Below are 19,226 nucleotides of genomic sequence, written 5' to 3'. Positions count from 1 at the left end.
ACCGAGCATGACTACAAAAGTTGCAGTCAGGGCATTTCAACTCTCCGATTGTACTATTGACTTTGACAGGATTGATACAGAAATCGTGGCGACACCATTCGACTCGCGCGAATTTCCGCCGAAAGGAACAATAATTGGTCGACGCTCCGCTTCGCACGCTCAGAACCGCGCTGTGGCATCTGCGCAAGGGTGGGCCCACCCAACTCTCGACGTGGAGACGTCGCCGCGCCATCGCCCAGGGCGTTTCGGAGTCTGCCGCGGAGATAGCCACCAGTCGTCTGGCAAATAACGACCTCGAAGAACTTTTCCCGCCCATGCCAATTCCCCAGCATTCACCGGTGTTCGCTGACGTTCGGGTCGGAGCCATCCTCGACGAGTTCTCTGCGCAGAGCCTCGGCTTCGAGTGGACCACCATCCCGCTCTCTCGAACGGAATGGCCGAACCAGCTCGCCGATCTCGATTTCGTTTTCGTTGAGTCTGCGTGGAACGGCAATGACGGCGAGTGGAAGTTCAAGCTGACTGGGAGCTCCGGCCCCAGCGCCGAGATCGTCGACCTGCTTGCTGAGTGCCGCCGTCGGGGCCTTCCGACCGTCTTCTGGAACAAGGAAGACCCGCCACATTTCGACGACTTCCTTCCGCTGGCGAAGCTCGCCGACGCCGTCTTCACCAGCGACAGTCGACTCATCCCCGACTACCAGTCGGTCGTGGGCCACGACAATGTCGCGGCCCTTCCGTTCGCGGCTCAGCCCGTCATTCACAACCCGTCCCGTCCTGCTAAGAACGTCGCCGCACGGGATATCGCCTTCGCCGGCATGTACTTCGCCCACAAGTACCCGGAGCGCCGGGAGCAGATGGACATGCTCCTCGGTGCCGCCTCGAATATTTCGGGTCGGATGCAGCACGGTCTCGAGATCTTCTCCCGGTTCTTCGGCCAAGACGAGCGTTATCAGTTCCCCAGCCCACTTGATCAGCACGTGATCGGCTCGCTTCCGTACCGGAACCTGCTCACCGCATATAAGAACTTCAAGGTGTTCCTTAATGTCAACTCCGTTGTGGATTCGCCGAGTATGTGTGCGCGACGGATCTTCGAGATCACGGCAGCAGGGACTCCAGTGGTGACCACACCGAACGCGGCAACGAAGGAGTTCTTCCCGGCCGACGAGGTGCCGCAGCCCGAGACACGCGAGGATGCGGAATTGACCCTACGAGCACTGGTACGCAGCAAGGAGTTACGTGAGCGCGCCGTGCACAAGGCGCAGCGGAGAATCTGGAAGGAACACACATACACGCATCGGGCGATGACCGTCATGGATTCGCTTGGCGTCGAGTATGAGCAGCCGTTCCCCCAGTCCGTCTCGGCAGTCGTCTCCACGAATCGTCCAGACCACCTCGACGATGTACTCTCCACCCACGCGCGACAGGCGCATGAAAACCGGGAACTTGTCCTGGTCGCTCATGGATTCGATCCAGCCGCCGACCTCCGTACGCGCGCTAAGAACCTCGGGATCGACAACTTCACAATTGTTACCGCATCCACTGATCTCACACTGGGCGCATGCCTCAATCGCGGCATCGAGGCCGCTGGCGGAGACGTGATCGCCAAAATGGACGATGACGATATCTACGGCGAACATTACCTCTCAGACCAGCTCGCCGCGCTTCGCTATTCCCATGCTGATCTCATCGGCAAGCAGGCGCACTACCTTCTGCTCAGAGGACGCAATATCGTCATGTGCCGGTTCCCGGAACGCGAGCACCGATACACCGATCTCGTCATGGGTCCCACACTCATGGCGCGGCGCAATACTCTGCGCGATCACCCTTTTGCCGAGCTCACGCTCGGCGAGGACACAGATCTGCAGCGAAGGCTCATCGACGCGGGCGCTAGGATATATTCAGCCGACCGTTTCAACTTCGTTCAAGTCCGGGGGAACCATTCGCATACTTGGTCGGTTGACGACGATCTGCTACTCGCCAACAGTGATGTCCATTCGTTTGGGTACGCCCCCGAGCACTACTGCTTCTGACTGAGAGCACGACGAAAGATTCAGCCCTGCGACGGGGAGACCAACTGCCTGAGAATTGCCACGCTGCGACCAGCTGAATGTCCGTCACCGTAAGGATTGACGGCGTTCGCCATGTCTCGGTACGTCTTCGAATCGTCGAGCAGTGCTGAGACTTCGGAGACGATACGTTCAGCAGCTGTGCCAATGAGCTTGACCGTTCCTGCATCAACCGCCTCGGGGCGCTCGGTGTTCTCGCGGAGCACCAACACGGGCTTGCCGAGGCTCGGCGCTTCTTCCTGGATGCCGCCGGAATCAGTGAGCACAATGTCAGATGCGTTGATCAGATGCGAGAACTCCCCATATTCGACAGGTTCGATCGAAAGAACGTTATCGAGGTCACCGATGTGAGGTCCGATCGATGCACGAACCTTTGGGTTCTTATGAGCCGGCCACACAATGAGCAGATCCGGATAGGTCACCGCCAACTGGCGCATGGCCTTCCCAATACTCACCATGTTATCGCCGAGATTCTCGCGACGATGCGTGGTCACCAGCAGAACCTTGCGCTCGTCGTGAGTCAGCTTCTGAAGCTCAGGTACATTGAACTCCACGGGCCGCGCAACCGCCCAATGCAAGGCATCGATCACAGTGTTGCCGATGACATGAATGTCCTCATCCGCGACGCCGTCTGCCAGCAGGTTGCGGCGAGAGACCATCGTCGGTGCCAGATGCACGCGAGCGATCTGCGAGACGATCTTGCGATTCGCCTCTTCGGGGAATGGCGAGTTGATGTCACCGCTGCGAAGTCCCGCCTCCAAGTGCACCACCGGGATCTCGCGGTTGAAGGCCGCAATCGCGGCTCCCATGACTGTCGTCGTGTCACCCTGCACGACGACCGCGTCAGGCCTGTGCTCTTCGAGGACGGTGTCGATCTTCGTGATGACACTGCCAGCAATGGAATTGAGCGTCTGCCCGTGTGCCATGAGGTTGAGGTCTACATCGGGAACGATATCGAAGACCGCATTGACCTGGTCGAGCATTTCACGGTGCTGGGCCGTGACAACGACAATCGGGGTGAGATTCGGGGCAGCTTCGAGCGCCTTGACCACGGGTGCCACCTTGATGGCTTCAGGACGAGTACCGTAAATGACCATCACTTTGGGGCAGATGCCCGAATTGTCAGCGTTCAAAGCTGCTCCTTCGTGTTCTGAAGCTGTGTTCGCGACGCAAAAAAACGGCCCGACCGAGGCTTCATGGCCGGGCCCGCCGACAGCGAGTATAAAAGTTCGATTTTCAAGCAATTAGACCAGATTTTCGCGGGCAGTTCGCGCTGAGAGTATCGCGAGCGCAAATATTTATCGAAACTTAACTCAGCTACTGTCGAGTCCTCAGGAGCTATGCTGTAAACGGCTACTATTTCATGGATGTGAGTTTTTTTATTAGCATTACTTCTGCTGTGCGCCACGTCGGTCGGCGTCTGAGCCGCGCAGATGCTACCTTGCCGCGCCGCGGTCGTTGACCGGAGCCTAGAAACTTGGAGAGATATTTTATGAACCCGACTTCCGAGAACGACCGACCGTCAGTCGCAGTTATCGGCCTCGGCTACATCGGATTGCCGACCGCGGCGGTTCTGGCCAGTTCCGGAGCGGACGTGATCGGGGTCGATGTCAATGCCGATGCAGTGGCCACGATCAACGCCGGCCAGGTTCCCTTCGTCGAACCGGACATGGCGACGACAGTGGCCGGAGTCGTCTCGCAGGGCTACCTCCGCGCCACCACGGAGACGCCGCACGCCGATAACTACATCGTCGCGGTGCCCACCCCATTCAAGGACGGGCACGAACCGGATCTGTCCTATATCGAGACCGCAGGCAAGCAGATCGCGCCGTTGCTCGAAGGCAATGAGCTGATTATTCTCGAATCTACTTCACCTCCCGGAGCCACGGAGTTCCTCGCCGAGACGATCATCAACGCTCGCCCGGATCTCACGCTCAAGCCCGGCAGCGCACAGACGATTTACTTCGCGCACTGCCCCGAACGAGTCCTGCCCGGTCGGATCATGATCGAGCTGCGCACGAACGACCGCATCGTCGGCACCCTCAACGGCAACGCCGGTGAGCGGGCGCGCGACCTCTACGAGCTGTTCTGTGAGGGCGAGTTCCTCATGACCGATGCCCGCACCGCTGAGATGGCGAAGCTGACCGAGAACGCCTATCGCGACGTCAACATCGCCTTCGCCAACGAACTGTCGATGATCTCCGACGGGCTCGACATCAACGTCTGGGAGCTCATCAAGCTCGCCAATCATCACCCGCGCGTGAACATCCTGCAGCCGGGGCCCGGCGTCGGCGGACACTGCATCGCCGTCGATCCGTGGTTCATCGTCTCCACTGCCCCTGAGCAATCCTCACTGATCAGAACCGCTCGTGAGGTCAACGACGCTAAGCCCGGCTACGTGCTCGACAAGCTCCTCCCCCAGGCTCGGCGCATCCAGGACGTGCAGATCGCCGCCCTCGGACTCGCGTTCAAGCCGAACATCGATGACCTGCGCGAGAGCCCGGCCCGCAAGATCGTCGGCCAGCTCGCCGACGAACTCCCCCAGGCGACCATTATGGCTGTCGAACCGAATATCGACGAACTGCCCGAAGAGCTCGAGGCTCGGGGCAATGTCACTCTCACCGAGGTGAATGAGGCCGTACGAGCGGCCGACATCGTTCTCCTGCTGGTCGACCACACCGAGTTCACGCGCCTCGATCGGACCCTGCTCACGCAGAAGATCGTCCACGATACGCGCGGGGTGTGGGGCTGAACAGCCGGAAGTGACGGCAGGCCCTATCCATCGCCTTCAATGCTCTTGTCCCTCGTCTCCTTTCCGAAGAAGACGAGGACGGCGATGATGACGGCCACGCTGGCGGCGATGACGGACATCGGCAGGGAGAAGTTGCCGCCCAGATGCTCAGCCCAGCTGGCCTGCAGGGTCGAATTCGGGGAGGCGATGACGTTGCCCACCTGGTAGACAAAACCTGTCAGCATGGCACGAGCACCCATAGGCATGAGCTCGTTGAGATAGGCCGGAATTACACCCCATGCGCCTTGGACCATGAACTGGACGAGGAACGCTCCGAGGCCGAGCATGACGGCACTGTGGCTGTAAGCCCACAGGGGAATCGCAGGGAGGACGAGGAGCGCCATGACGATCATGACCCACCGCCTGCCGAACTTCTGCGACAGTGTGCCCGCCAGAATCCCTCCGAGGATCGCAGCGATGTTGTAGAAGATCGCAATAAGGGATTCCACTCCGTTGCCGAATCCGTGCTGCTCCTTGAGGAACGTCGGGTACATGTCCTGTGTGCCGTGGGAGAAGAAGTTGAACGCCGCCATGAGCACGATGGCGAAGACGATGACCTTCCACGACTGCTTGAAGGTCTCCAGATAGCGGGGCTTCGACTCCTTCGAAGTGCCGCGCTCCAGCCACACTGGGGATTCCTTGACGAAGATCCACATGTAGACGGCTAGGAGGATCGGCAGACCTCCGAGCGCGAACAGGCCCCTCCAGCCGATAACTTCGCCAAGGAGCCCGTAGAGGATTGCTGCGATGAGGTATCCGATGGGGTAGCCCGCCTGGAAGATGCCGGAGACCCACCCGCGGGACCGATTCGGCACCGTCTCCATCGTCAGCGCCGAAGCCACGCCCCAGATTCCGCCCATCATGATGCCGTAGAAGATGCGGGTGACAAGGAAGAAGGCCATCGTCGGCGACAGGGCACTGATGACCTCGATGAGCGAATACAGCACGACGTTGAGCGCGAGGATGTGCTTGCGTCCGAACTTTTCCGCCAACGCGCCGAAGATGATCGCGCCGATGGGCCGGAGCAGCAGGGTGAGTGTGATGGCCAGCGAGGCGGTCGTCACCGTGGATTTCAGCCCGTGCGCAACATCGGTGAGGACGAAGACGAGGATGAAGTAGTCGAGACCGTCCAGAGTCCAGCTGCCGACACCGGCGAACAGGGCCCGTCGCTGCGGTGCGGTCCACGGGGTGCGATCACGTGATCCAGCCGATGCTGTGTGTTCCCCAGTCATGGGTGCCACTTCCTTCCTGAGACGCCAGTGCCGGAACGGGTTCGCGTTTTCCACGCTAGACCCGCGCGCATGATCACAACAGGGGTCGTGGCCGGGACCGGTGCCTCGTGCAAACGCCGACCGGATCAAGGAAAGACGATGCCCTCGTCACCGCAATCGTTCGGGCTGAAGAAAGACGCCCAGAGGCTCAATTGCTGTATTGGATCTCTGGAGCTTCCGGGGTAGGGCGGTGATCGCCGATCTTCACCGGACGGTCGAGTTCTTCGATCATCTCGGTAACACGGCTGCACGCGTGGCCGGGTGCGACGAAGGTTCGTTCGATCCTTCGCATGTATTCCGGTGCTGGTTCTTTGCCATGTTCTAGAGTCGTACGCAGAGCTTCCAGCACATGGTCGTGTTCGAGCGCGACCGGTCCGAATCCGTCTTCGACGTACGAGAAGTATCCGGGCTTTGTCAGATGGTCTCCGCCGAAAACCCTGTCTCGGTCGAACTGATAGTAGACAACAGGTCGATGCACAATTGCTGCGTCGAAGGCGATCGAAGAGTAATCAGTGACCACAACAGCCGATTGAGCAATCACATCCTGGACATTGATCTCCGAGTAGGAACGGACCTCGATGTGGTCGGGCAGAGTCAGTTCGGGCAAGTAGTCCTCGAGATTCGGGTGTGGCATGAACATGATCCTGCACTCGTGCGCTTTCGCCATCTTTTGAAGTTCGGGAGACTCAAGAACGTTCATCCAACGATGCAGGAACTCTGATTCGAAGAACTCGCGGTTGAGGTGCCGCCGATTGCCGCGGCCGATTGTGTCGCCGACCAGAAATTGGCGCCAAGTCGGCATGACTGTGATAATCGACCGCTCTTCGAGCGTATAAGCAGAGGCTTTCTTCGCCAGCACATCGTGGCGTGGCATTCCGGTGAGTGAGACTTCTTTGGCGCTGAGTTTGTACGGTGAATGGTCGCCTGCGATCGAAGCAAATTCCTCAACCGTAGACGTCACCATCCCCGCAAGCTTCTTGCCGTTCAGCCAGCGTGAAATGTTGTCTTTGGTGACGCCGTGTTGGAGGAAGACGAATTTCCATTTCGGCTTCTCCCCATTCGACAGAATAAAAGGAGAAGAAACATAGGCATCGGCATGTGACGAGACGATAAAGCGCGCATTCAGGCAGAGCGCCTTCCACAGTCGCGAACCATAGGGGATCAGCCGCTTGTACCCCTCGGCGCGCAGACGGTCCCAATCAGACGAGTCTTTCTCGACCACGAACCACGCGTTGATATCGCGCCGTCGCTTGCGCAGGTAGCGAAACAGATGTTCAGCGTTGTCATTTGCATTCACGTCACGATCCATCAGCACCCATGCATCCGCGAACATTCGACGTATTGGTGCCGACCGAGCCATCGACGACACGAAAGAGTCCTCCGCGGTGACCTTTGAACGACGCTTCTTCGGCGCAAAACGCCTCGTCTTTGGATTCTGTTTTCGCTTTGCGCCCCGTTGTGCTTGAACCTTAGCCGGTCGAACCGAGAACCGGCGGGGTTTCGGCCAACCGAATGTCACCGGAACTCGCTTCCCATCGAGAAGAATCTCGACAGTCCCATCTGCGGACACCCAGAGGATTCGCTCGTGAACCAGTGCCTCGCGCAGATAAGTGAAATCTCTAGTCTTCGCGGCCAAGGGTTCAATAGGTTTGCCTCTGAAGCGAATCTCTTCGCGTGGCATAGTTCCCGTGTAGTGATAACGCAGTTCGACGAGGCGACGATCTTCATCCAGACTGTCTACCACCACAGACTGCCACCGCCAGTTCTCTTGCACGTAGCCGTGCGCCAGTGCCTCGAATTGGGTCGTGGATCGTTTGATCAGAGGGAACGATTCGATTGCTTCTGACGAGAGATGTCCTCTGATCCGGCTGACGAGCTCGTGGAACCGGGCAGCGGCAGTCGACTCTATGCTCGACGTTGCCGAATACATTGCCTCTTCTGCACGCAAGGTCCACGTCAGCTCATAGATGATGACGTACTGCAACCACAAAGGGACCTCGGGTGCCGCCTGTTCGAGGAGCTGGAGGCATCCGAGTTCTAGAACGGTCGTGTACTTGCCAGGGTCGGTCGCGCTGGTTTGAAGAGTTGAGGATTTATCGGCCCGCCGACGATAGAAATACTTCGCCGAATCGACCACCGAGACCAGCCTCTTCGGCAGCGCCAAAAGATACTTCTGCACGAAATGGCCGTCTTCGAAAGTGGGTCGTATCCTCTCGTCGAATCGAAGACCGAGACCGTTCACCTTTGCTGTTCGGAAGAAGGCGGAAGAAGCATGCAAGTGGACATATTCGGGGAAGCGATCGATATCGACAAGTTGGTCGCCTCCACGGAACCGATGCCGCAGCGGATGTGAGTCCTTCACTTCGCCCGTCGCTTCAAAGTGATCGAACAGGTGGCAGATCACCATCTCAGCGTTGCGGTGAGAACCTAAGGACGCTTCGACAGCCTCAAAGTAGTCCTCCGCCAACGTGTCGTCCGGGTCGGTGAACGTCACCCATTCAGCGGTGACTGCGCCGAGGCCGAGATTTCGGGCGGATGCCTGACCTCCGTTGGTCTTGGTCAGGACTGTTACGGCGAAGTCCGTCGTAGCGGCCCATTCTTTCAGCCGGTCGAGCGAGTCATCAGTCGAGCCGTCATCGACAAGGATGATCTCGATGAGGGAGTGGTCAAGCGTCTGATGGTCGAGGGAAGTCAGAAAGTCGTCGAGATAGCGCGAAACGTTGTAGACGGCAGAGACCACCGCAAACTTCTTATCGGTCATTGGTCTTCCGCCCTCTTCTCAAAAGTGCTGGGTATGGGCAACTGGTGTTCGAGGAAATCTCGCATCATCTCATCGAGCTTTTCCTGATCAGCATCAGCGGTGTTCGTGTCGTTGAGGCAGAGCACATCGAGGTCACGCCGTCTGGAGAGCCGCAGAAAGTACAGCTCGGCGTCCTCGCGGGCGATATCCATATAGGCGTAGCGAATGCTGCCAGGGATGGCGCGTCCGATGGCGTACGCGTAGAAATGGTAGAGCGCAGACGGGATCGACAGATCGTCAGGATGACGGAACGTCGACCGTGCCACTCTCGCGAACTCGTCGAAATGCTCTGTCTCCATCGTTGAGAGCACCGAGCGCAGCTGGGGGTGAGGAGTGTGCTTGAACTTGTTCGTCACTGTTCTGTCGAATTTGCCTTGCAGGAACGCGCGATTGCGCTTCGCTGCTGACAGGACCGGCAGGTCCCGGACCGACGGAGGATCGATATCGAGAGGGGCCTTCGACGGGAAGAACTTCGAGTGTCCATTGCCGGTGAAGAAGAGCGACGGGTCGGTGGGGCGCAGGAAGAAGATGTCGTCGTTGAGATAGACGTATCTCTCGCTGAGGCCTGGGATGTGATGAAGCTGCGACTCAATCGCATGGGAGTTGAACACCGGCAGGGCAGCGTTGTCGGTGAAGATCTCGCGGTGGTCGACGACAGTGATCTTCGGATGGTCGGTGTTCAGCCAGGCCGGCACTTGCCCATCTGTGACGATGTAGATGTGGTTGACCCAGCTGGCATAGGCTTCGACCGAGCGCAATGAGTACTTGAGCTCATCTCTGCTGGTGAAACGCGACGGAATCGTGGCGGTCTCGTTCACCGTTCCATGTTCGAGTGCCGCCTCGACGGCGCGCTTGCGTTGCCGCCAGTCTGGGTCGTCTCCGTCGACCCAGGTGTAGACGATGTCAACAGGGTCGACGACGTCGTAGAGGTGGGGGTACGGCAGAGTCAATTGCCCTCCCGCAGCAACTGTCTTCTGCCACTTCTCCGGAGTCAGATATTCGACGGGGACTCCTCGTTGCGCAATGCGGCGGTGCAGAGTCCCCGCGGCGTGCATATCGCCGTCGACCCGTTCCACCTCCGAGCCCAATACCGCCCAGGTCTCGATGATGACATCCTCGAAGCGCGTATTCATGAGCTTGCCGTTCCGCGCCTTCAGACGGCGCCGACAACGGATCCTGCTTACGTCTTCAGGCTTCGAGGAGAATTTCGACAGCAGCCCCCGCCGCCCCGAGAAACCGGTTGCGTGCGAGTCCCAACCTTCGTGTGCGTCCAGCTGCAACAGGGCATCAATGGCTTGTGGTGTTTCGGTTTCAGCGATGACGACGATCGGATTGAACTCGTTCGGGCGGGGTAGCACCACGAACTCGACTCCAGCAGAGCTCAGCGCACTCGTCACGACCGAAAGATTGTCCTCAGCCACGGCTCGAGCATCGTAGCCGCGTTCAGGCGCCAGCCCTGCTTTCACCTGACGTTCCTGGAACGGCCGCTGCCACCTGTACTCGCGGTGTCGAAGTTTGGAAACGGTGACCTTCTGCTTCGTCGAAGCCTGTTCAGCACCCCAACGCCGAAGCCGTTCCCCGAGCCGCATCACTGTTCTGTTCCTCCACTTGACGCTGCATTCTTCCGAAATGCCCAAACGATCCTACATAGTTCAACTACATTCATAGGCAATTCACTGCGGTCGTGTCGGAAAATCACAGCAAAGTTCACGCCACCAGGCACGACGCTGACGGATGCCCCTCGGTTCAGGTGCCGTATGAGCCGTCGGTAGGGATAAAGTTGAGTCACCGTCTCACCTGCATGAGGAGCCTCGCTCGTTCCTGTGCTCGAGGCTTTCGACCACTGCTGCCCACTGAGGTGCTGAGCTGAGGAGAAGAATTGACCGCTGAACCGATCTGGCGTCCGTACCCCGACCAGACTCCCCGCCCGCAGATCCTTGAATTCACCGAATTCGCGAACCAGCGCACGGGCCGCGACATGGTCAGCTACGACGATCTGTGGCGCTGGTCGGTGAGCGATCTCGACGGGTTCTGGGGTGCGGTCTGGAATTTCTTCGACGTCGTCTCCGACGAGCCTTACACCGAGGTGCTGGCGAACAGGTCCATGCCGGGCGCCGATTGGTTCCCGGGAACTCACGTCAACTACGCCGAACATGCCCTGCGCGCCGCACTCGACGAACAGCTGGTCGACGAGCCGGCGATCATCACCGTCACCGAAGGCGGCGACCGTATCGAGGTCACGTGGCGGGAGCTGCGACGTCAGGTCGGATCGGTGGCCGCATGGCTGCGCGAGCGCGGAGTCGAGCAGGGCGACCGGGTCGTCGGCTACCTGCCGAACACCCACCACACGCTCGTGGCCTTCCTCGCCTCCGCCTCGATCGGCGCCATCTGGTCGGCCTGTGCCCAGGACTATGCGGCCGAAGGCGCAGCGGCCAAGCTCGGACAGCTCGAACCGACAGTGCTCTTCGCCGCCGACGGCTACTTCTGGAACGGCGCTGCCTTCGACCGCCGCGACCAGGTAGCCGACCTCGCCGCGCGCATCCCTACGCTGCGGGCAGTCGTCGGCATCGACAACCTCGGTGCGGGGTCATGGGGCGATCAGGATCAGATCACTGATCTCGTCGCGTGGGACGCCATCGCCTCTGGCGATACACCGCCGGAGTTCGTCCGGGTCGATTTCGACACTCCGCTGTGGGTGCTCTACTCCTCCGGCACCACGGGAATCCCCAAGGGCATCGTGCACAGCCACGGCGGTGTCGTCATCGACCATCTGCGTCTGTTCGGACTGCACCTCGACCTTCGCCCGGGCGACCGCTTCTTCTGGTACACGAATACGAACTGGATGATGTGGAACCTGGTCGCCTCGGCGCTGTTGGCAGGCGCGACCACCGTCTGCTTCGACGGCAGCCCCCTCTACCCCGGCCCACGCCGGCTGTGGGAGATCGCCGCGGAGAACGAGGTGAACGTCCTCGGGGTGAGCCCGGGGATCTTCCTCGCGGGAATGAAGGCCGGGCTGAAACCCGGCGAGGAGCTCGACCTGTCGGCCCTGCGGACGATCGGCGCCACCGGCGCGCCCGTGCCCGCCCACTGCTTCGCCTGGGTCCGCGACGCCGTCGGCGAGCGCGTTCAGCTGGCCTCGACGAGCGGAGGCACGGACGTCGTCAGCGGCTTCGCCGGCTCGGCTGCGAACCTCGAGGTGTGGGCAGGAGAACTGTCGGCCCCGGTCCTGGGTGTGGCCTTGGAGTCCTGGGGCGATGCGGGCGAGCCTCTCATCGGCGAGGTCGGGGAGATGGTGATCACCGCACCGATGCCGTCGATGCCGGTGAAGTTCTGGAACGATCCGGACGGTGAGCGCTACCGCGACACCTACTTCTCGATGTTCCCCGGAGTGTGGCGCCACGGCGATTGGATCACGATCACCGACCGCGGCAGCGTCATCATCTCGGGACGCTCGGACGCCACGCTCAACAGACACGGCGTGCGCCTGGGCAGCGCCGACATCTACGACGTCGTCGACGGCATTTCCGAGGTCACCGAATCCCTGGTCATCGGCGCCGAACAGCCCGACGGCGGATACTGGATGCCGCTGTTCGTCGTCCTGGCCGAAGGCGTCGAACTCGACGACCGGCTGCGCGAGAAGATCAGGGAGGAGCTGCGCACGAAGGCCTCCCCGCGACATGTGCCCGATGACATCATCGACGTGCCGGCGGTGCCCCACACCCGCACGGGCAAGAAGCTCGAGGTTCCCGTCAAGCGGCTCATTCAGGGCCACCCCCTCGAACGGGTGGCCAACCCCGACGCCGTCGACGTGTTCGAGACGCTGACTTACTTCACTCGGTTCGCCGAGGAGAAGGACTCCGCCGACTGAATCCCGGCGTGAACGGGACGCGGGGTTGCCCGGGCGGGGCGCCGCCCCGGCGAGGTGGCCCTCCCAAGAATCGGGCACTTCGCGTACGGTGAGGCCATGACTGCTCTCTTCACCCTCCCACCGGCGGATATATTGGTCGGAGTGGACGGCTCGGACAACAGCCGGCAGGCGTTCACGACCGCCGTCTCCATCGCCGAAGAGCACGGCTGTTCGCTTCGGGTGGTGGGTGCTTACAGCGTCCCGGTGATTCCCCGGCGTCACGCTCCGACGATCTCCGACGAGCGCCATCGCAGCATCGGGCATGCGACGCAGGGGATGCTCGAAGACTTTGCCGCGGAGGCTCGGAGCGCGGGCGTCGAGGCCTCTGCGCAGGCCATCGAGGGAGACGCGGCAGAAGTGCTCGCCGAAGCCAGTCGCTACTCGCGGCTGGCGGTCGTCGGCAAACGCGGACGCAACCGGCTGGCGAGCCGACTGCTGGGCACCGTCTCGGGCGCGCTCGTTGCACATTCGCATTGCCCCGTGCTGGTGGTGCCGTTCCCGGACACAGATGTCGACGAAGAAGCACTGACGCGGGAGAACTCTCCTGAATCGTCTTCGGAGTCTCAACAGGTTCGGTCGAATTACGAGGATGAGGTCGTCGCCGGAATCGACCTGGATTCCTCTGCTCTGCCGGTCGCCGAGGTCGCCGCACGTGCCGCCGAGCTGAGCGGGCGTCGACTCGCTTTCGTCTCAGCCGTCCCCACTGAAGCGTCGAGTGCGCGTGGTGGAGGTGACCGTGCCGCGACGTCTCACGCATACGCACACCATCTCGAAGAGTTGGCTGAGGCCGTCAAGGAACGTCACCGAGGGCTGAGGGTACGCTTCGAGCTGCCGGAAGGTTCGGCAGCGGTCGCGCTGACTGACGCGGCACGCACGGCAGCACTCGTCGTGCTGGGCACCCGCGGTCGCGGAGGTGTCGCCAGCCTGCTCCTCGGGTCAGTCAGTCGGAGTGTGCTCAACCAGGCGAGATCGCCCGTTCTGATCGTTCCCAACAGCACCAGCGATATGGACGCAAGGAATTCTACATAATGTAGAAAACATTGATATAGTGGAATCGGACGACGGTGCTTTCGCTTTCGGGGTTGTCGCCGTCGCTCGGGATCTGAGAAACCCCGGCAGGAGGTTCACGATGTACGAGGATGTAACAGCCGCTGAATTGAGCACCCGTGATCTCGGAGTCCTGGTCGGCTTCGACGGCTCAGACCACGCCGAATCGGCTCTGCAGTTCGGCGCGAGCGAAGCACTTCGCCGGAAGACGACTCTCACTGTCGTCACCGCCTACACGGTCCCTGTCCCGATCTATCCCAATATGGCGTCTCTGCCTTCGGAGCCGGAAGATCGCGCCCGACGGAAGGCCGCCGAAGCCACACTCGAGGTGGCCCAGGAACAACTCAAAGACCACTCTGGCGAGGTCATCCTCGCCGCCGCCGAGGGCAATCCCACCGGCACCCTTGCCGAACTCTCCAAGCAGGCCCAGCTGGTGGTCGTCGGTGCTCGCGGACGCGGCGGCTTCATCGGGCAGCTTCTCGGTTCGGTCGCCGCGGCGCTTCCGGCTCACACCCACTGCCCCACGATCGTGTTTCCCGGGACCGCCTCCGCCGAGGCGACTGCGAAGAACGAGACCGGTGCCGAGCAGAAGCAGAGCGGCCCGATCGTCGCCGCGATCGATGGCTCAGTGCAGAGCGACGAGGTCCTCAAGCAGGCGGCACAAGTGGCAGAGGAGAAGGCCGCGCCGCTGAAGATCCTCATGGTCATGCCGCTGGCGGAGGAATGGCTGTACTGGTATCCCGACGTCCAACTCCAGAACAAGTCGAGCCAGAGTCGTCAGAGTGAACTTGAGAAGACGATCCGCGAGAACCACTCATGGATGTACGACGATCACTCGAACCTGGACATCTCCATCGATGTCGTGATCGGCGACGCCGTGGACGTCATCAGTGACTGGAGTGCGACGGCGCAGCTGACCGTGGTCGGCACCAGAGGCCGCGGTGCGGTGCGAAGCGCGCTGCTCGGTTCCGTCTCTCGCGGTGTGCTCAACGGCGCTCAGGGTCCGGTGATGATCGTTCCCCGCCAGTCATAGCCTGAGGCTCTGGTCATGAACGACACAATTGCCTTCGATTCCGCCGATCGCGACTTCGGCGTGCTGGTGGGCTTCGACGGTTCGGATCATGCCCGGTCCGCACTGCATTTCGCCGCCGCAGAAGCACTGAGCAGCGGGGCGGCCCTCACGGTCGCCACCGTCTACCGGCTCCCTCCCATGATGTACACCGGTGAGCCGGCGATTCTGGTCACGGCCGAAGCCCGAGCCGAACGAGATCGTGCCGAGAAGCTCCTCGATGACGCTCGGGAGTATCTGCGCGATTACCCGGGAGAAGCGACGTTCTCTTCGGCAGAGGGCAGCCCGACCGGAGTGCTCGCCGAACTCAGTGCTCGTGCGCAGACGGTCGTCGTCGGCGCCCATGGTCGCGGCGGCTTCATCGGACAGCTTCTCGGTTCGGTCGCCGCGGCCCTTCCCGCCCATGCGCAGTGCCCCACCGTGGTCATCCCGCAGGACTACCAACCGGGAGACGGGCCGGACGGCGAGTTCTTCACACACGATCGGGACACCGCGCCGGTGGTGGCTGGAATCGACCTGTCCGAGCGCAGCCGCATGGTGCTGCTTCTCGCCGCACAGCAGGCGAAGCAATTCGAGGTCCCTCTGCGGGTGCTGACTGCGCTGCCGCTGCTGAGAGAGTGGAAGTACTGGTACCCGGACCTCGAAGAGTTCGACACGATCACCGAGCTTCGCCGGAGCAACTTGCAGGCATCGGTCGAGAAGGAGATCACCTGGCTGCGTCGACGCCATGCGCGCCTCGACATCTCCGTCGACGTCGAGCTCGGCGATCCGGCCGACCTCCTCGAGGCGAAGACCCGCACGGCGCAGCTGACGGTGGTCGGCACTCGCGGTCGTGGCGGGATGAAGAGCACACTGCTCGGTTCCGTCAGCCGCGAGGTCCTCAATCGCGCGCGAGGACCTGTCATGGTGGTGCCGACCGGGAAGGCCGGGCGATAGCTCCCACCGCTTCGCCGTCTCTGCTCGTCCCGGTCAGGGCAGGATGAGGATCCGGCCCCGCACTCCCCCGTCTTCGAGGGCCCGGTGGGCTTCGGCCGCCTCGGCGAGGTGGAAGGTCGCACCGGTGCGACCGCGCAGGCGCCCGGTCGCCAGCATCTGGTTGATCGCCTGGGCCGCCTCGGCGAGGTCGGCGGCCGAGGCATTGCTGATCGCGAAGCCGAGCACGCTGGCATCGCGCGTGTAGAGCTGGCCCAGCGGCAGTCTCGGCGTGGCCTGCATCCCTGCCATCGCGATGATGCGGGCGCCGTGAGCGAGCAGGGGAACGGACCGGTCGAAGTCGTCATCGCCGCTGGGGTCCCACCACACGTCGACGCCGTGTGGGGCGGCGTGCTCGACCCGTTCGCAGAAGTCATCGGTATGCTTCGCGAGGACGTCCGCGGCACCGCAGTCGGCGACCCATTGTTCGTCGCCGGTCGAGGCACCGGCGATGACGTGGGCGCCCATGGCCGCGGCGAGTTGGACGATCGCGGTGCCCACGGCCCCGCTGGCCGATCTGACCACGATGGTCTCGCCCGGGCGCAGCCGTGCCTCGCGCACGAGCCCGATGTAGGCGGTTCCGGCCGCGTGGAGGACCGGGGCCGCCTCGGCGGGGTCGATGCCCTCGGGAAGCGGGTACGCCCGTGCGGCCGGGGCGGTGACGTATTCGGCGAACGCGCCCTGGCGACCGCCGTGGCCGAGGCTGTTGGACCACACTCGATCACCCGGGCTGAATGCCTCGACCGCTTCGCCGACGGCGACGACGGTGCCCACGAGGTCCCGGCCGATGACGAAGGGGAACGGCATCGGTGTGGGGAATGCGCCGGAGCGGACGAAGAGGTCGACGTGGTTGACCTCGCTGGCCTCCATCCGCACGAGCACCTCGGTCGCGCCCGGTTCGGGGACGGGCAGCTCGCCGATCCGAATGTTCTTGACCCCTCCGGTGGCCTCGATGTAAGCGGCTGTCATCCGATCCGGTACGTCCACCGGTCTCATCTCCTCAGCGAATGAATCGTTCACCTCGTGAAGCTCTTCATGTGTGTCAGTTCCATAATTCATCGTCAAGCGGACGGTGACACGATTGAACCCCCTGCAGAACGGCTGCGGACTATCGCGTGAGCCAATTCTTCAAACGACCCCGTCTCGGAACACTCTTCGAACTGCTCGTCCTCCGCCTGGTCAGAGACAGCTTCCCCGGCTTCCGTCTTTTCCTTGTCTTCCCCCGTGTTCCGATCGTCAGGATGCTCCACGGTGTCCGGAACTGCCTCTTTTTCTTCCCCATCACCGACCTCCTCGAATCATGCCCCGAAGTAAAACCCCTCCGGTCTCAACTGGCGCAAGCCACCGAGCGGCGACTTGATTTCATCTTGGGCTCCCGGCCGAACACCGTCAATCACCCCACATGACTCAGACAGACTGCTCGCGTCACCATGCGCTTCAACTCACTTGGCAGCGTAGAGAAAAACACCAATGATCGGCTGGCCGAAATGTATCGGCCCCGTTCGCAGACGCGGAACGCGTCGGGGTCGAGACGAGGCAACCTTAGGACGAGGGCCGCAGCGTCAGTGAGATCTGACGCGGCGGCCCGTCTGGCTCGGACGACGAATCACTCCCCGTCGATGTGTTCGGCGCGGGTCTCCTTGGTGTTCTCGACGTTGGTGATGACTTCCTCCGACTTCAGGCGGGTCTTGATGCCGACGTAGAAGACGATCGCGGTGAAGACCGTGCAGATCAGCTCGCCCCATCCGAACGTGAGCACGCCCATGGCACCTTCGCCATAGTTGCTCAGCAGGCTGAGCACGGCCAGACCGCCGAGCCACAGGACCATCCACCAGCCGGACTTGAACTGCAGCGGCGGGATCTTGCTGCGGTCGCTGAAGGCGTAGTGCAGACCGAGGACCACGTAGCCGAGCACCATCGCCAGGAACAGCTTCCAGTTCGTGTCCCAGCCGGTCCAGAACACGATGAGGTTCGCGGCGAGGAATCCGAGGAACGGCAGGGTGTCCCCGCCGGGCAGCCGGAACGGACGCTCCTGGTCGGGCAGCTGACGGCGCAGCGCCGCCACCGTGACCGGGCCGGATCCGAAGGAGATGACGGTGCCGGAGGTGATGAACCCGACCATCTTCGCCCACGACGGGAACGGGAAGAAGAGGAAGCAGGCGACGATGAACGTCACCACCAGGCCGAACCACGGGATGCCCTTCTTGTTCAGCTTCGTCATCGCACTCGGGGCATTGCCCACGCGGGCCTGCGAGTACGACAGGCGCGGGGTGAGCGCGGTGAAGATCAGGCCGGTGTCGGCCGGGGAGACGACGGCATCGATGTAGAGGATGATCGCCAGCCACATCGCACCGAGCATGATCGCGATCTCTGCCCACGGTCCGGCCGAGTTCGAGAACGACAGTCCGCCCCAGCCGTCTTTGAGCAGGTCGGTGGGGATGGCGCCGATGAACGCGACCTGCAGGAGGATGTAGATGATGCCGGTGAGCACGATCGAACCGATGACAGCGAACGGCACATTCTTCTGCGGGTTCTTCGTCTCGCCGGCGAACTCCACGCCCTGGCGGAATCCGAGGTAGGAGAATACGATGCCCGCCGCGGGCAGGGCCGCGAAGATCGGTGCGATGCCGTTGGGGGCGAATCCGCCGAACTCGGGCATGTGGAAGTGACCGGGGTTGAAGGCCAGCAGCGCGAGTCCGACGAACACGAGGACGATGACGAGCAGTTTCCACCACACGAGCACGTTGTTGAACTGAGCGAAGAACTTCACCCCGAACATGTTGATGACGCAGAAGACCGCGACCATCGCGATGCTCACGAGGATACCCGGCACCGTGAGGACGAGGACGCCTTCCTTCGACTCCATCAGCCACGGCATATAGCTCGAGGCGTACTGCACGGCCGCGAGGACCTCGATGCCGACGGTTCCCGCCGCCGACAGCCACGTGATCCACCCGCTGGTGTAGCTCGCGAACGAACCGAATGCATAGTGCGGGTAGCGCACGACACCGCCGGCGACGGGGAACATGACACCGAGTTCGGAGTAGTTCAGCGCCACGAAGATGATGAGGACCGCGCCGAGCGCCCAGGACAGGATCGCGGCCGGGCCGGCCATGCTCGCGGCGTCGAAGGCGCCGAAAAGCCAACCGGAACCGATGATCGACCCGACTCCGGTGAAGAGCAGCCCGGTCTTGCCGATATCGCGTTTGAGTCCTTTGTCATGGACGACTGTCACGCTCGTGTGCGAGCCGGATGACAGGGGATTTTTTGAGGGCACCTTCGCCTCCCAGGATTGTGACGGCAGAA

General features: G+C 61.8%; 12 protein-coding genes. 6 read left to right on the top strand and 6 right to left on the bottom strand.

The features are described from left to right. Positions 1 to 134: 134 nt before the first annotated feature. Positions 135 to 2,027 (top strand): glycosyltransferase family protein, encoded by a 1,893-nt coding sequence (locus tag IIE29_RS09460; RefSeq protein ID WP_246475861.1) that lies wholly within the window; start codon positions 135 to 137, stop codon positions 2,025 to 2,027. 20 nt (positions 2,028 to 2,047) lie between these two features. On the opposite strand, the gene wecB is transcribed toward IIE29_RS09460, so the two are convergent. Next, positions 2,048 to 3,160 (bottom strand): non-hydrolyzing UDP-N-acetylglucosamine 2-epimerase, encoded by a 1,113-nt coding sequence (gene wecB / locus IIE29_RS09455; RefSeq protein WP_209325191.1) that lies wholly within the window; start codon positions 3,158 to 3,160, stop codon positions 2,048 to 2,050. Positions 3,161 to 3,555: 395 nt separating this feature from the next. Here wecB and wecC point away from each other — a divergent pair, with 395 nt between their 5' ends. Beyond that, positions 3,556 to 4,815 (top strand): UDP-N-acetyl-D-mannosamine dehydrogenase, encoded by a 1,260-nt coding sequence (gene wecC, locus IIE29_RS09450; protein ID WP_209325004.1) that lies wholly within the window; start codon positions 3,556 to 3,558, stop codon positions 4,813 to 4,815. Between the two features lie 23 nt (positions 4,816 to 4,838). Here wecC and IIE29_RS09445 read toward each other — a convergent pair whose 3' ends face one another. The 3 genes from IIE29_RS09445 to IIE29_RS09435 form a co-directional block, all read right to left on the bottom strand. After that, positions 4,839 to 6,086 carry an MFS transporter gene (locus IIE29_RS09445; RefSeq protein ID WP_209325003.1) on the bottom strand — a complete coding sequence of 416 codons (1,248 nt, stop codon included), beginning with the start codon at positions 6,084 to 6,086 and terminating at the stop codon, positions 4,839 to 4,841. A 187-nt stretch (positions 6,087 to 6,273) separates the two neighbouring features. Continuing rightward, positions 6,274 to 8,886, bottom strand: coding sequence for a bifunctional glycosyltransferase/CDP-glycerol:glycerophosphate glycerophosphotransferase (locus tag IIE29_RS09440; protein ID WP_209325002.1), 2,613 nt, complete (start codon positions 8,884 to 8,886; stop codon positions 6,274 to 6,276). Then, positions 8,883 to 10,514, bottom strand: coding sequence for a stealth family protein (locus tag IIE29_RS09435; RefSeq protein WP_246475879.1), 1,632 nt, complete (start codon positions 10,512 to 10,514; stop codon positions 8,883 to 8,885). Before IIE29_RS09435 ends, IIE29_RS09440 begins: the two co-directional genes overlap by 4 nt. A 290-nt stretch (positions 10,515 to 10,804) precedes the next feature. Between IIE29_RS09435 and IIE29_RS09430 the strand changes: the two genes are divergently transcribed. The 4 genes from IIE29_RS09430 (at position 10,805) to IIE29_RS09415 (ending at position 15,884) form a co-directional block, all read left to right on the top strand. Next, positions 10,805 to 12,793: an acetoacetate--CoA ligase gene (locus tag IIE29_RS09430; RefSeq protein WP_209325000.1), complete on the top strand. Its 1,989-nt coding sequence runs from the start codon at positions 10,805 to 10,807 to the stop codon at positions 12,791 to 12,793. A 96-nt stretch (positions 12,794 to 12,889) separates the two neighbouring features. After that, a complete protein-coding gene (locus IIE29_RS09425) occupies positions 12,890 to 13,861 on the top strand; it encodes a universal stress protein (RefSeq protein WP_209324999.1) in 972 nt (323 codons plus the stop codon). Between the two features lie 100 nt (positions 13,862 to 13,961). Next, positions 13,962 to 14,912 carry a universal stress protein gene (locus IIE29_RS09420; protein ID WP_209324998.1) on the top strand — a complete coding sequence of 317 codons (951 nt, stop codon included), beginning with the start codon at positions 13,962 to 13,964 and terminating at the stop codon, positions 14,910 to 14,912. Positions 14,913 to 14,927: 15 nt separating this feature from the next. Beyond that, the gene (locus tag IIE29_RS09415) at positions 14,928 to 15,884 is read left to right on the top strand and encodes a universal stress protein (RefSeq protein ID WP_209324997.1); all 957 of its coding nucleotides are present in this window, start codon (positions 14,928 to 14,930) and stop codon (positions 15,882 to 15,884) included. A gap of 33 nt (positions 15,885 to 15,917) precedes the next feature. Here IIE29_RS09415 and IIE29_RS09410 read toward each other — a convergent pair whose 3' ends face one another. Then, positions 15,918 to 16,907: an NADPH:quinone reductase gene (locus IIE29_RS09410; RefSeq protein ID WP_216629694.1), complete on the bottom strand. Its 990-nt coding sequence runs from the start codon at positions 16,905 to 16,907 to the stop codon at positions 15,918 to 15,920. Positions 16,908 to 17,526: 619 nt separating this feature from the next. Continuing rightward, a complete protein-coding gene (locus IIE29_RS09405; RefSeq protein ID WP_209324996.1) occupies positions 17,527 to 19,155 on the bottom strand; it encodes an APC family permease in 1,629 nt (542 codons plus the stop codon). Positions 19,156 to 19,226 lie beyond the last annotated feature (71 nt).

The organism is Brevibacterium renqingii, from assembly GCF_017808095.1.
GTDB classification, from domain to species: domain Bacteria; phylum Actinomycetota; class Actinomycetes; order Actinomycetales; family Brevibacteriaceae; genus Brevibacterium; species Brevibacterium renqingii.
This window is presented reverse-complemented; position numbering and strand designations above follow the sequence as displayed.